This is a genomic window from uncultured Chitinophaga sp. (assembly GCF_902168175.1).
Classification (GTDB): Bacteria; Bacteroidota; Bacteroidia; order Chitinophagales; family Chitinophagaceae; genus Chitinophaga.
The window spans coordinates 25,240-39,760 of sequence record NZ_CABHOU010000099.1 but is presented as its reverse complement, the minus strand read 5'-3'; the positions used below and the strand labels follow the sequence as shown (position 1 = coordinate 39,760).

Genomic DNA, 14,521 nt, shown 5'->3' with positions numbered 1-14,521 from the left:
CATTCTAAAACACCATTAATCAACATCCATAACTATTGTTAACCAGGCGCAAAGGCCTGGCAGGAATTACTATGTTCTTTGCCAGGCCCCAATGCCAGACTTAAAACCTAATAATCAACATGAAAAAGATAGCGCTGTTTCTCTTTGTTACTTTATTGCCAGTTGCTTTACAGGCGCAGGGCCCGCAGGCCCATGATAATGCCAGGGCGGTGAAACCTGTTGTTATTAAGGGCCACATCACCAATAACACCAGTAAAACCTGGGGGCTGATGACTTGCGACCTGTTATCGCAGAACCGGCTGGACGTAAAGATCGACAAGGAGGGTAACTTTACTTACACCTTTAACACTACCGGCCTGGCGGAGGTGATATTCGCGATGGACTCGGTCCCTCACATGCAGTTTGCTGTACCGGGCGATACCTTGTTGGTTAACTGGGATGCAAAAAACATCACTGCCAGCTTACAGGTAACCGGGGCTAATGCCGAACGGACAAAGGAAGCTGCGCTCATGCAAAAACTCGATGCTTACCTGATGCCTTATATCAACATGCAGCGGGGCTTTGGCGGGTACAATGAAGGGAACGACTCTCTGAAAGCCGTAAAGATCAATGCCATGTACAATGATATAATGTTCGATGTGCTTTCTGCACCCCGTACAGCCCATACGGAAAAGATAGTGGCCGATCTGTACTACCGCTTCCTCGGAACCATGAAGTCGTATGGCGGCCGTTTAAAGTACCCGTTGGCATTTACCCGGTCGGCAGGCATGGTGGAAGGATGGGAGAAACTGGTACCAGGTTTCGATGCGTATAAATCGCTCAATTACACACACTTTAAGTGGTCGAAGGAATGCCGCGATTTTATGTTCGATTATGTTCGTTTCGACGCTAAACGGACGTTTGACGATGGCATCAACCTGGTGTACGATAACGGCACTGCCCCTTTACCCTTTGAACCTGGCTACAATGATTACATCAAAGCGATGTACAGCACCGGCTTCACCATGGTACGCGACTGGCTGGCGATGACGGCGATCAAATTCTCCTACCAGCATTATACTTTTGCCGAGTCCGAACGCGCTTATGCCGACTTTATGCTCGCCGTACAGGTACCCGTTATCCGCGATTCACTGATCGCTTATCACAAACGGGTGATCAAACTCACGCCTGGCAAACCTGCGCCGGACTTCCTCCTGAAAGATGCGTCGGGTAAAATGGTGAGCCTGAAAAGCCTGCGTGGTAAAGTAATATACCTGGACTTCTGGGGAGTGAACTGCGGCCCCTGTATTTACGATATCGAAAATAAAGTACCGGCCCTGCATGCGAAGTACAAAGGAAAAAACGTGTTATTTGTGAACGTATGTGTTGACTCCAATGAACAGGAGTGGAAGAAAAGTTTGAAGGAGTTAAAGCTCGATGGTATCAATCTTATTGCCGAGGGATGGACAAAACATCCTGTATGTCAGGCCTATGGTGTAAATGGCATTCCGCATTACGTGTTAATAGATGAGTATGGCATCATTATTGACAATAATGCACCGAGAGCCGCGGAAGAGAATGAGATTGCAGCAGCCCTGGATAAGGCACTCGGAAATTTGAAATAGCTTAATGTATGTAAAGCAATAATATAGATCATCACAATAACCGGCAGTGTTCTCACCGCCGGTTTTGTTTTTATAAGAAGCTCTTAAAATTGTGTAGCTAAGTAGGCCATGGTACCCATGCCTATTTCAATCGCCCGTTCGTCTACATTAAACGTAGGCGTATGTACGCCGGATGTGATACCGGCTTCTTTGTTAGCAGTGCCCAGTCGGAAGAAGCACGCGGGTATTACCTGTGAATAGAACGCGAAATCTTCTGCTCCCATTCTTAATTCTGTTTCCTGTACATGATCTTTACCCATATAATCCTCTGCGAAGGCACGGGCTTTGGTGGTTACAGCCTCATTGTTGTCCACAACAGGATAACCCACCAGGATGTCTATATCTATTTCCGCTCCCATGGCATGCACCAGTTCGCGGGCTTGTTTGTATATCAGCTCGTGCGCCTTAAATCGCCACACTTCGTCCATAGCGCGGAAGGTGCCCATCAGTTTTACCTCACTGGGTATCACGTTCGTTGTAAAGCCACCATTGAAGGCACATATAGATAATACCGAAGGGGAGAAGGGGTTGTTGTTGCGGCTGATGATCTGTTGCAGGCTTACTACCAGGTGCGAGGCAATGAGGATGGTATCGGCCGTAAGGTGTGGCGCAGCGGCATGACCGCCTTTGCCTTTTACGGTGATGTAGATCTCATCGGCACTGGCCATGTATTTACCGGCACGGAAGCCCAGGTTGCCTACTTCCATGTTAGGGTGTACGTGCAGGCCCAATATAGCATCGGGTTTCGGGTTTTCCAGTGCGCCGTCTTTGATCATCAGACTGGCACCGCCGGGGTGCTTTTCTTCACCTGGCTGGAACAGTATTTTTACAGTACCCTCAAATTCGTCCCTTACCTGCTGTAATATCCTCGCCGCACCTAGTACTACCGATGTATGTACATCGTGCCCGCAGGCGTGCATTATGCCAGTGTTCTGTGATTTATAGGCCACATCATTGGCTTCCACTATGGGCAGCGCATCGATATCTGCCCGGAGGGCAATTACTTTCTTAGACGGGTTCTTTCCTTCGATTAACGCAACAATACCGGTACCGGCTACACCGGCCTGGTATTTAACGCCAAATTCATCCAGCTTGCGTTGGATGAATGCGGATGTTTCGTGTTCCTGGAAAGATAACTCGGGATGAGCGTGTATATGTTGCCTTACGGCTATAAGGTCGTTTGCATATGCTGCGGCAAGGGCTTTAATACGGTTCTTCATTCGATAGTTCTTTATCCGGACTAACGTTTATGATGGCAGGTACCACAAATACGCCTCCGGCAAACTGGTTAGTTAATTTGTTCCGCAGTTCCGTTGCTTCATCGCGGCTCCTGAAGTCGCCAATCCTCACTTTGAAATAGGGCGCCTGGTAATCGATGTACGTGCGGTAGTCGGGAAACAGTTGCATAACCCTGGCTTTGGCATCGTTGGCTTCGTTGCGTTTGTTGGTGGTAATTACCTGTACGCGGAAGCCTGGCTGATTACGGATAGCGAGGGTGTTAATGTAGATCTGTTTTTTTACCAGCACATCGATGCGGCTGTCTTTCACCACTTTAACGGAGCCGGTGTTGTCGGCCACGGTGTTGTCCTGTGCTTTAATGGCCGCTGCCGGGAGTAAGAATATGGCAGCAAGGAAAAATAGTTTATACATGTCTTTCTTATTATCAAATGGCATTTGCCTGCTTAACGATGTCTACACTGGCGCTGGCCCCAATACGGTCGGCCCCGGCTTCAACAAGCGCTTTGGCGAATTCGAAGGTCCTGATTCCCCCGCTGGCTTTGATCTTCACATTCGCCGGCAGGTGTGCCCTCATCAGCTTTACAGCTTCTATGCTGGCGCCTTTCTCAGCGTACCCGGTAGAGGTCTTCACAAAATCCACCCCGTACCGGCCATAAATCTCGCAGCATTTGAGTATCTCTTCCTCCAATAATATGCCACTTTCGATGATCACTTTTATCACTTTGCTTTTACTGCGCACCACGGGCAGTATCGTGCCTATTTCTTTTTCGAGATAAGCCCAGTCGGCATTGCGTATGGCGATCAGGTTCGCTACCATATCTATCTCATCTGCACCGTCTATTATCGCCAGTACTGTTTCGGCCACTTTAGCCTCCAGGGCCGAATAGCCGAAGGGGAAACCGGTAACGGTAGCTACTTTAACGTTGGTGCTGCCCAACATAGTAGCCGCTATTTTTACGTACGGAGGCGGTACACATACAGCCGCAAAGCTGTATTCTACCGCTTCCATACATAATTGTTTAATATTTTCCAGTGTGGTTACCGGCTTAAGCACGGTATGGTCTATATACGTGTTAATGTTCATTCTTAACATTAAAGGTCTTTACCATGGCACTGTTTGTACTTCTTACCGCTTCCGCATGGACAAGGATCGTTACGGCCTACTCTCGGTCCAACACGCACAGGGTCCTGGCGCAACGGTTCGTCGGCGTACTCGTTCTGGTACTGCTGCTGCTGCGGTGCTTTAGATGGCTGCGGCTCATCGAACTCCTGGTGACTTGCGCGCATTTTGCTCATGTCGGTTTTTTCTTCCCTGCCTTCGCGGATCTGGATATCTTCTTCTTCGCGCTCCTGCATTGGGATGCCGGCTTTACAAAGGAAGGATACGATATCGCGGCTGGTTTCACCGTCCATTTGTTTGAACAGGTTAAAGGCCTCGAACTTGTAGATCAGCAGCGGGTCTTTTTGCTCGTACACGGCGCTTTGTACCGATTGTTTCAGATCGTCCATCGCACGCAGGTGTTCTTTCCATGCTTCGTCTATCAGCGCCAGTGTAATGCTGCGCTCCAGTGCATTGATGGTTTCTTTACCTTCTGTATCAACGATCTTCTTCAGGCCTGCCAGTACATTAATACCTTTACGGCCATCGGTAAACGGAACGGAAATGTTCTCGATCATATGACCTTGTTCTGCAAACAGTTTTTTAATAACCGGCATCATGTTATGCGCGATTTCCTGTGTTTTGCGGTGGTATGTATGTACTGCTTCTCCGTATAATTTCTCTGCTACGTTCGCCACAGGATCTTTCGAGAACTCTTCATGGGAGATAGAAGTATCTACCGCGAAGTTCATGATCACGTCCAGTTTGAAGGCTTCGTAGTCGCCGGCTTCACGGTGTGTGGTAATGATGTTTTGTGCCACTTCGAAGAAAGCGTTGTCGATGTCGATAGCGAGGCGGTCGCCAAACAGGGCGTGGTTACGTTTGGCGTAAATCACGGTACGCTGCTTGTTCATTACGTCGTCATACTCCAGCAGGCGTTTACGGATGCCGAAGTTATTTTCTTCTACTTTCTTCTGCGCTCTTTCAATAGAACGGGTAATCATGCTGTGCTGAATTACCTCGCCTTCTTTATAACCCATACGGTCCATCAGCGATGCAATACGGTCGGAACCGAACATGCGCATCAGGTCGTCTTCGAGTGATACAAAGAACTGTGATGTACCGGGGTCGCCCTGGCGGCCTGCACGACCACGTAACTGGCGGTCTACACGGCGGCTTTCATGACGCTCTGTACCAATAATAGCCAAACCACCTGCTTCTTTAACGCCGGGGCCCAGCTTAATGTCCGTACCACGGCCTGCCATGTTGGTGGCAATGGTCACCGCGCCTGGCAAACCTGCTTCGGCTACGATCTGTGCTTCACGGGCGTGCTGTTTGGCGTTCAATACGTTGTGCGGCACTTTCTCGAAAGTGAGCATTTTACCCAGCAGTTCGGACACCTCTACGGAGGTAGTACCTACCAGTACCGGGCGGCCAGCGGCCTGCATTTGCTTAATTTCTTCTATTACAGCTTTGTACTTATCACGTTTTGTTTTGTATACCAGGTCTTCACTGTCCTTACGGGTAATAGGCAGGTTGGTGGGGATGGTTACCACGTCCAGTTTGTAAATCTGCCAGAACTCACCTGCTTCTGTTGTAGCGGTACCGGTCATACCGGCCAGCTTGTGGTACATACGGAAGTAGTTCTGTAAGGTAATGGTAGCAAAGGTTTGCGTAGCAGCTTCCACTTTTACGTTTTCCTTGGCTTCAATCGCCTGGTGTAAACCGTCGGAGTAACGACGGCCGTCCAGTATACGACCTGTTTGTTCATCTACGATTTTCACTTTACCGTCCATCACTACATATTCCACGTCTTTATCGAACAGCGTATATGCTTTTAACAGCTGCTGTACGGAGTGGATACGTTCTGATTTAAGCGCAAAGTCCTGCATCAGCGTGTCTTTGCGGTGCAGTTTTTCTTCAGCAGGAATGTCGAGTTTGTCGATCTCTGCGAGTTCAGAACCAACGTCCGGCATTACGAAGAAGTGTGGGTCTTCACCACCCTGGGTAATCAGTGCAATACCTTTATCCGTAAGATCTACGCTGTTGTTTTTTTCGTCGATATAGAAATACAATTGCTCGTCCACTTTAGGCATTTCGCGCTGGTGGTCGGCAATGTAATAGTTCTCTGCTTTTTGCTGAAGTACTTTAATACCTGGTTCGCTCAGGTATTTAATAAGGGCACTGCTTTTCGGTAAACCACGCCATGCGCGCATCAGCGCCATACCGCCTGTTTTAGGATCGTCTTTACCTTCTGCGATCAGTTTTTTAGCTTCTATCAGGAATTGGTTGGTTACTTTCTTCTGCTCATCTACCAGGCGCTGGATGCGTGGTTTCAGTGCATGGAACTCCTGCTCGTCGCCGCGTGGGATAGGGCCGGAGATGATCAGCGGGGTACGCGCATCATCGATCAACACGCTATCCACCTCATCCACCATCGCGAAATGATGTTTACGTTGCACCATTTCTTCCGGACTGTGCACCATGTTATCGCGGAGGTAGTCGAAACCAAATTCGTTGTTGGTACCGTATACGATGTCGGCCATGTAGGCAGTGCGGCGTTCCGCGCTGTTAGGCTGGTGTTTGTCGATACAGTCTACGGTAATACCCAGGAACTCGAACAGGGGGCCGTTCCACTCGGAGTCACGGCGGGCCAGGTAGTCGTTCACGGTTACGATGTGTACACCTTCGCCGGCAAGGGCGTTGAGGTACGCAGGCAGGGTAGATACCAGGGTTTTACCTTCACCCGTAGCCATTTCGGAAATTTTACCGCTATGTAATACGGCACCACCGATCAGCTGAACATCGTAGTGTACCATGTTCCAGGTTACTTCGCTGCCGGCTGCCAGCCACTTGTTTTTCCAGGTGGCCTGGTTCCCGTTGATGGTTACATATTCGCGTTTAACCGCCAGCTGACGATCGAGGTCGGTGGCCGTTACGGTAAGTTCTGTATTATCTTTTAAGCGGGCCGCTGTTGCTTTCACCGTGGCAAAAGCCTCGGGCAGCAACGATTCCAGCACTTCTTCAATTTGTTTGTCGCGCTCTTTTATCAGCTTGTCAATTTCCTGGTAGATGGCATCTTTCTGAGAAACATCTTCCATACCGTCGGCAGCAGCCTTTTTATCAGCTATCTGGGCGTCAATACCCGCGAGATGCGCCTTTATTCTTTCACGGAATTCTACTGTTTTATGTCTGAGGTCGTCGATAGGCAGGGATTGCAGCTTCTCGTATTCCTCGTTCACCTGTTTCACTAAGGGAAGGATAACCTTGATATCGCGATCAGATTTATTACCTCCGAAAAGCTTTGTTAAAAAACCTAACATGTTTGATGATTAGTTACGTATGAATCAATTATTATTTTACTTTTTTGCCGAGGCGCCAATATACAGCATTTCTCCGCATTGTCGCTTCCAGTCAAATACTGTGCGCAGAAAAATGGTATGCCATGTTGGCGGAAGGGAGCGTAAAATTACGCTAAAAAGCCCGGACGATCGTGCTAAACCTGCCCATTCGGGCTGCTGTTGACTGACAAAATTTGCCTGCTTTTACATGGGTAAGTCCGATGTTTCGGGCGTTGGTTAAGCCTGGTTGGGGCCTGCGCGGGTGGGGTGGCTTTTATCGTGGCCATGCTGTTCGATCTGCCGTGGGTGCCTGATAACTACAGGCATCGAAACGATCGAAGGTTCAATTATATAAAGAGGAGATTGTGCGGGGAAGAGGTCTGGGTAAGCGTTGTAGCTATCACGTCCCTCGAAAAAGCGGACCTGTACCAGCTTTTGGTCAAGTTCCACCGGCATATTGCCTTTCCGGAACTCCACTTTGCTTTCGCCGGAGCGGTAACGCTGGTAATAGGCAACGATCTGGTCGAACCGGCTTTTTAACAGCGATGGGTCCTGGTCGGCCTCTGTTACCTGAAGTTTACGGAACGCTTCAAAGTCGCCATGTTCAATGCTTTCCATCACCCGCATGAACGCAGCTTCTATTTCCCCGGCCTGCGCTTGACTCGTACAGACGGGCAAAAAGAAAACGCCGATGGCTAGGTAAAGTATGAACGTAGGTCTCATTGCTGGCGCTAAAATAAGACTTTTTTACCAGCTATTTACAGGCTATTCAGCCGCCGTTGTGTCACTCCCTTCAGCGGCAGTAACACTACTCATCTTATTTACCTGTCGCAAACACCCCCTCGCCACCCAAATCATGTCTTACCGTCCGCTCACCCTCCGCTTCTCCCTACTCTCAGCATACTTCCTACTTACTTCACCGTAACTAAATCACCCGTCGCAAAATGCCCCTCGCACCCTAAATCATGTCTCAGCGTCTACGCATCCTTCGCTTTACCTTACTCCCTTTAAGGATTCTTGTAGCAACATCCGTTAGCAAACCGTAGTTGATCCATATATAACCCGTATCTATATAGATACGGATTATATACGGGTTATATACGGATCAGATACGGATCAAATACGGATCAACTGACAATGATGTGACAAGGATGTCCGAAGGAGGTACGTCTGTTAATTGATGACAGCACATTGAAAAGCAATGAATTGAATGATTAGCTCAGTTTGGTACTGCCGCTGAAGGGAGTGACACAACGGCGGCCTGGTCAGTATTACTACCGCCGGTAACCCCATTTTTAGTTTTGAAATAAGCGCCAGAGCGTTGATGGGGGCGAGATACTTGATGGTTGGTGCTTATAAAAAGGCTGAGAATATGAAAAATGTTTTTCTATATTTAAAGGTTCCAACTTTTCAGTAAATCGTATTACTATCTAAAATTCTCACGTGTATGCAAAAACAGATTCAGCCTCAGAAGTTATTTGTTGCCAGTTGTCTTGCCCTGCTGGTAACCTCTCTTTCCTTTGGAATACGCGCCGGCATTCTTGGTCAGTTGGGTGCGAAGTTCGATTTAAGTGTCAGCGAATTAAGTATCGTGGCAGGTACCGCCTTCTGGGGTTTTCCCCTGGCAGTGGTAATTGGAGGCTTCATTGTGGATGCCATTGGTATGAAACGCCTGCTGATGGGGGCTTTTATACTGCACCTTATCGGTATCGTACTCACCATTACCGCTACCGGTTTCTGGAGTTTATTTATTTCCACATTGTTCATAGGTATGGCCAATGGTACGGTGGAAGCTGCCTGTAACCCACTGGTAGCCAGTATCTTTACTGATAATAAAACAACGAAACTCAGTCACTTCCACCTTTGGTTCCCCGGGGGGATTGTAGTGGGTACTTTAATCGTGTTCCTGCTCAGCAAAATCGGTATTGACTGGCAGGTGCAGGTGGCTACCATGCTCATCCCGACCCTCATTTATGGTTACATGTTCATGAAACTCGAATTCCCGGTTACCGAACGTGTGGCGGCCGGTGTGAGCGATTCGGAAATGTACAGGGCATTGGCTTCGCCATTGTTCATCTTCATATTTATAATGATGTTCGGTACGGCGATCACAGAATTATTTACCGGTCAGTGGATAGAAGTGCTGTTGAAGAACGTAACTGAAAATTCTATTCTTATCTTAGCGCTTACAGCCGGTGTACAAACCATAGGCCGCGCCTTTGCCGGACCGTTGATCCATCGTATCGCTCCTACAGGCGTTTTGGTGGTATCGGCCGTTCTTTCGGCGCTTGGACTATATTTGCTGGGGCACTCAACCGGAAATATGATATTTGTAGCGGCCTTTATTTTTGGTTTGGGCGTTACTTACTTCTGGCCTACGATGATCGGTTTCGTGTCTGAAAATATCCCTAAATCGGGTGCTTTGGGTATGAATCTTGTAGGTGGAGCGGGCATGTTTGCCGTATCGGTGTACATGTACTTCATGGGTTCTTTTTACGATGGGATAGTAGGGCGTAACCTGCCGGCCGGTGCCAGCCTCGATGCTTACCGCACTGCCGCGCCGGGTACTACCGAAGCTACAGCCTTTGCACAGGCGCAGGCCGTTGCCGGACCGGAAATACTGAATGCTACCCTTATAATACCCATTATATTAGTAGTGGCCTTCATCGGCTTGTTCTTTTATATGAGGGGCAAACAAAAACCACAATTACAAACTGCATAAACAAGTTGAATCAATAGATATGAACCGTAAATTAAGAATGGGCATGATCGGAGGCGGTAAAGACGCTTTCATCGGAGCCGTGCACAGAATTGCCGCCAACATGGATGGACTTATTGAACTGAAAGCTGGCGCGTTGAGCGTTAATCCGGAAATCGCCGTGGAATCAGGACATATCCTGTTCCTCCAGGAAGACCGTATTTATACCGACTTCAAAGTAATGCTGGAAAAAGAAGCTGCCCGTACGGAAGACAGGCTGGACTTCATCACCATCGTTACACCCAACTTCGCACACTTTGAGCCGGCAATGATGGCTTTGGACAAAGGATTTAACGTGGTGGTGGAAAAGCCGATCACCCTCACGCTGGACGAAGCTAAACAGCTGAAAGCCAAAGTAGCGGAAACTGGTTTACTGTTGCTGTTAACGCACACTTACACCGGTTACCCGATGGTGAAACAGGCCCGCCAGATGGTGAAAGAAGGCGCGCTGGGTAAAATCCGTAAAGTATGGGTAGAGTACCCACAGGGCTGGCTCAGCAAACTGAGCGAGCGTGAAGGTAACGCCCAGGCGGCATGGCGTACAGACCCTAAACGCAGCGGAAAAAGCGGCGCGTTCGGTGATATCGGTACACACGCGTTTAACCTGGCCGAATATGTATCGGGCCAGCAGGTAGCTAAACTGTGCGCAGATCTTAATATTATGGTAGACGGCCGCGCGCTGGACGACGACGGTGCGGTACTGCTGAAATTCGATAACGGTGCTGCCGGTGTGTTAATGGCATCGCAGGTAGCCGCCGGTGAAGAGAATGCACTGAAGATGAGGATATATGGCGAAAAGGGTGGCCTGGAATGGTCGCAGCATGAGCCTAATACGCTTATCGTTAGGTGGCTTGACAAGCCAACGGAGATTTACCGCCAGGGTACTGGTTTCGGTAACCTTTCCAGCTACACCGTACACAATACCCGTACGCCGGGCGGTCACCCAGAGGGTTACCTGGAGGCATTCGGTAACCTGTACCGCAACTTTGCCCTGCAGTTAAGCGCCCGCATCGATGGTACGCAGCCTGCCAAAGAAGCACTGGATATTCCGGGTGTGGAAGAAGGTATTCGCGGTATGGCCTTTATCGACAATGTGGTGAAGTCATCGGCCAGCGAGCAGAAATGGACCAAATTTGAAATCGAATAAAAGATAGGGTAGCATGAAAACAATTAAAGGTCCTGGTATATTCCTGGCGCAGTTTGCGGACGATAAAGCGCCCTTCAATAACCTGAAGGACATTTGTAAATGGGCAGCGGGCTTAGGTTTCAAAGGGGTACAAATTCCTACCTGGGACAGCCGCCTCATTGACCTGAAACAGGCTGCAGAAAGCAAAACTTATGCAGACGAGTTAAAGGGGATTGTAAAGGAAGCCGGTATGGAAATTACCGAACTGTCTACCCACCTGCAGGGGCAACTGGTAGCGGTACATCCTGCTTACAACGAACTGTTTGATGGTTTTGCTCCCGCGGAGCTGCGTGGTGCTGCCAATGTAAAGGCGCGTACGGAGTGGGCGGTAAACCAGCTGAAATATGCGGCGAAAGCCAGCAGCAACCTGGGCCTCAATGCCAGCGCTACATTTAGCGGTGCTTTGCTGTGGCAAACCGTTTACCCATGGCCTCAAAGGCCTGCTGGTCTTGTAGAAACAGGTTTTAAGGAACTGGCTAACCGCTGGTTACCTATCCTGAACGAGTACGATGCCAATGGCGTAGACCTTTGTTACGAGATCCATCCGGGTGAGGATTTGCATGATGGTGTGAGTTACGAGCGTTTCCTGGAAGCCACCGGCAACCACAGCCGCGCGTGTTTACTGTACGATCCGAGCCACTTCGTGTTGCAGTGCCTTAATTACCTCGAATACATCGACATCTACCACGAAAAGATCCGTATGTTCCATGTGAAAGATGCGGAATTCAACCCTACCGGCCGTTCGGGTGTGTATGGCGGTTACCAGTCCTGGATAGACAGGCCGGGCCGTTTCCGCTCGCTGGGCGATGGGCAGGTAGACTTCAAGGCCGTTTTCTCCAAGCTTACCCAGTACAACTTCAGCGGTTGGGCGGTAATGGAGTGGGAATGCTGCATGAAACACCCGGAGGATGGCGCTAAGGAAGGTGCCGTATTTATCCAGAACAATATCATTCGTGTAACAGACAAGGCTTTCGACGATTTCGCCGGAACCGGCTCTGATGAGGCTTTTAATAGAAAAGTGCTGGGTATTTAACCCCGGCACTTTCTCGTTTATGTAAAGAATTCGCCGGAATTCAATTTAATGTGTAATTTCCCCGGCCTGTAAAAAAATAAGGAAGATTAAATACGATCAACATGACAAAGAAATTTTTAGCACCGCTTTTTATTAGTGCAATGTTTGTAGCAGCGTGCGGCGGCGGTGAAAAGAAAGAAGAAAAAAAGGACGACGAAGTTAAGATCTCCGCCAACGAGGTTCCAGCAGCCCCGGCAACTCCGACAGTATCTAAAGGTGAAACACTCATCGCTTCTAAAGACTGCCTTACCTGTCACAAGGTAGACCTTAAACTTGTAGGCCCTGCTTACATCGATGTAGCTAAGAAATACCCTGCCACAGAAGAGAATATCGCTATGCTGGCAGACAAAATAATCAAAGGTGGTACTGGTAACTGGGGCGAAGTTCCTATGACGCCGCATCCTGATGTTCCTTTAGAAGATGCGAAAGAGATGGCGAAATACATCCTTTCTACCGGTAAATAATCCGGCCGATATCAGATACGCGTCATGGTTACATAGCTGAGCAGGAGGACGAACCGCCTTTTGAGCAGATATAAGGGAAGTGTATTCCCTCCTTTCGAATCGAAATTAATAGAAGTACTAAAGCAAAATCTCTTATGAAACGTATTGTTTTTTCTGCAATGGCGGCTTGTGTTATGATAAGCTCCTGCGCGATAGCCCAAACCGGAACTGGCTTAAGCAAAAAAGAAAAGAAAGAAGGCTGGACGCTTCTTTTCGACGGTAAAACCCTCAATGGCTGGCACCAGTACCATGTTAAACCCGGCAGCACCAACGCCTGGAAAGTACAGGACGGCGCCCTGTTCCTGGATACAGACGCTAAAAAAGACGGCGCCGCCAGTGGCGACCTGGTTACCGATGGCGACTACGAAAACTACGAACTGGTGTACGAGTGGAAAATTTCTCCGAACGGCAACAGCGGTTTAATATTCGGTGTTAACGAAGACCCTAAGTACCACGCTACTTATTCTACCGGCCCGGAAATGCAGGTGATCGACGATGCCGGCCACCCCGACGGAAAGAACAAAAAGCACAACTCCGGTGAGCTGTACGACATGATCGCTGCTCCTGGTTCTTATGCTAAGCCTGTAGGTGAGTGGAACGTAGCAAAACTCATAAAAAACAATGGTAAACTGACCATGTACCTGAACGGTAAAAAAACTGCCGAAACCACGATGGGGACTCCTGAGTGGCAGGAACTGCTCAATAACAGCAAGTTCAAAACCTGGAAAGGTTTTGGCGAATACGCAAAAGGTAAAATTGCACTGCAGGACCATGGCGATAAAGTATGGTACCGCAACCTGAAAATCCGCGTGCTGTAATAATATAATTTTAAGTGTAGTAAATGCTATCGTGTCCTCTGCGGAATATTCAACTCCCCAGGGGACACGTTTTTAAAGATCTTTCCTTTTTATTTTATCAATAGAACGCTATCATGAGAAAATTCACGCTCCTGTTGTTAGCCGTTACGGCCCTGTTTAGTGTGGCAAGTGCAAAGAAAAAAGCAAAACCCAAAGTACTTGTATTTTCTAAAACAGCAGGCTTCCGGCACGATGCAATACCTGTAGGTAAACTGGCTATGTTAAAGCTGGGTGCCGAAAACGGGTTTTCAGTAGATACAACGGAGGATGCCACTAAATTCACTGATGAAAACCTGAAACAATACACTACCATCGTTTTTTTAAGCACCACCGGCGATATATTCAATGCAGCGCAGCAGGCGGCCATGGAGAAATACATCCGTAAAGGCGGCAGTTTTGTAGGAGTGCACGCTGCTACCGATACCGAGTACGACTGGCCATGGTACAACCAGCTGGTAGGCGCTTATTTTCTTAGTCACCCCGAGCAGCAAACAGCCACGTTAAAAGTAGTCAACCACGATCATCCCTCCACCAAACACCTGTCTGACGACTGGGTGCGTAAAGATGAATGGTACAATTTCAAGAGCATCGTTCCCGGCCTTAATGTGCTGATCAAAATAGATGAAAGCACTTACAAAGGTGGTAAAAACGGCGATGATCATCCTATGAGCTGGTACCGCGAATTTGATGGGGGCAGAACTTTCTACACCGAACTCGGTCATACAAAAGCTTCGTACGAAGAGCCCAACTTCCTCAAACATTTGTTGGGCGGTATTCAATATGCAATGGGCAAGAAGTTCCCGAAGAAAAAATAACTCACTAA

12 protein-coding genes are annotated in these 14,521 nt (G+C 48.5%); 7 read left to right on the top strand and 5 right to left on the bottom strand.

From position 1 onward, the window contains the following. Positions 1-119: 119 nt before the first annotated feature. Positions 120-1,604, top strand: coding sequence for a TlpA disulfide reductase family protein (locus QZT80_RS23795; RefSeq protein WP_295128367.1), 1,485 nt, complete (start codon positions 120-122; stop codon positions 1,602-1,604). An 83-nt stretch (positions 1,605-1,687) separates the two neighbouring features. Here QZT80_RS23795 and QZT80_RS23790 read toward each other — a convergent pair whose 3' ends face one another. From QZT80_RS23790 to QZT80_RS23770, 5 genes are all read right to left on the bottom strand, one after another. Beyond that, positions 1,688-2,863: a M20 family metallopeptidase gene (locus QZT80_RS23790; protein ID WP_295128364.1), complete on the bottom strand. Its 1,176-nt coding sequence runs from the start codon at positions 2,861-2,863 to the stop codon at positions 1,688-1,690. Beyond that, complete coding sequence (locus QZT80_RS23785; RefSeq protein ID WP_295128361.1) at positions 2,847-3,293, bottom strand: SPOR domain-containing protein; 447 nt, start codon at positions 3,291-3,293, stop codon at positions 2,847-2,849. Before QZT80_RS23785 ends, QZT80_RS23790 begins: the two co-directional genes overlap by 17 nt. 13 nt (positions 3,294-3,306) lie before the next feature. Next, positions 3,307-3,966: a deoxyribose-phosphate aldolase gene (gene deoC, locus QZT80_RS23780; protein ID WP_295128358.1), complete on the bottom strand. Its 660-nt coding sequence runs from the start codon at positions 3,964-3,966 to the stop codon at positions 3,307-3,309. Positions 3,967-3,974: 8 nt separating this feature from the next. After that, positions 3,975-7,304 carry a preprotein translocase subunit SecA gene (gene secA, locus QZT80_RS23775; RefSeq protein ID WP_295128356.1) on the bottom strand — a complete coding sequence of 1,110 codons (3,330 nt, stop codon included), beginning with the start codon at positions 7,302-7,304 and terminating at the stop codon, positions 3,975-3,977. Between the two features lie 255 nt (positions 7,305-7,559). Beyond that, positions 7,560-8,045 (bottom strand): hypothetical protein, encoded by a 486-nt coding sequence (locus tag QZT80_RS23770; protein WP_295128353.1) that lies wholly within the window; start codon positions 8,043-8,045, stop codon positions 7,560-7,562. 724 nt (positions 8,046-8,769) lie between these two features. On the opposite strand from QZT80_RS23770, the gene QZT80_RS23765 reads away from it, so the two are divergent. The 6 genes from QZT80_RS23765 (at position 8,770) to QZT80_RS23740 (ending at position 14,513) form a co-directional block, all read left to right on the top strand. Next, entirely contained in the window at positions 8,770-10,044 is a 1,275-nt protein-coding gene (locus tag QZT80_RS23765; protein WP_295128350.1) for a sugar MFS transporter, read from the top strand. Positions 10,045-10,063: 19 nt separating this feature from the next. Beyond that, positions 10,064-11,227, top strand: coding sequence for a Gfo/Idh/MocA family oxidoreductase (locus QZT80_RS23760; RefSeq protein WP_295128347.1), 1,164 nt, complete (start codon positions 10,064-10,066; stop codon positions 11,225-11,227). Between the two features lie 13 nt (positions 11,228-11,240). Further along, a complete protein-coding gene (locus QZT80_RS23755) occupies positions 11,241-12,299 on the top strand; it encodes a sugar phosphate isomerase/epimerase (RefSeq protein WP_295128346.1) in 1,059 nt (352 codons plus the stop codon). Between the two features lie 101 nt (positions 12,300-12,400). After that, the gene (locus QZT80_RS23750) at positions 12,401-12,802 is read left to right on the top strand and encodes a c-type cytochrome (RefSeq protein WP_295128343.1); all 402 of its coding nucleotides are present in this window, start codon (positions 12,401-12,403) and stop codon (positions 12,800-12,802) included. A 134-nt stretch (positions 12,803-12,936) separates the two neighbouring features. Beyond that, on the top strand, positions 12,937-13,659 hold the full coding sequence (locus QZT80_RS23745) for a DUF1080 domain-containing protein (RefSeq protein WP_295128302.1): 723 nt from the start codon (positions 12,937-12,939) through the stop codon (positions 13,657-13,659). 113 nt (positions 13,660-13,772) lie between these two features. Next, positions 13,773-14,513: a ThuA domain-containing protein gene (locus tag QZT80_RS23740; protein WP_295128299.1), complete on the top strand. Its 741-nt coding sequence runs from the start codon at positions 13,773-13,775 to the stop codon at positions 14,511-14,513. The last annotated feature ends 8 nt before the right edge of the window (positions 14,514-14,521 follow it).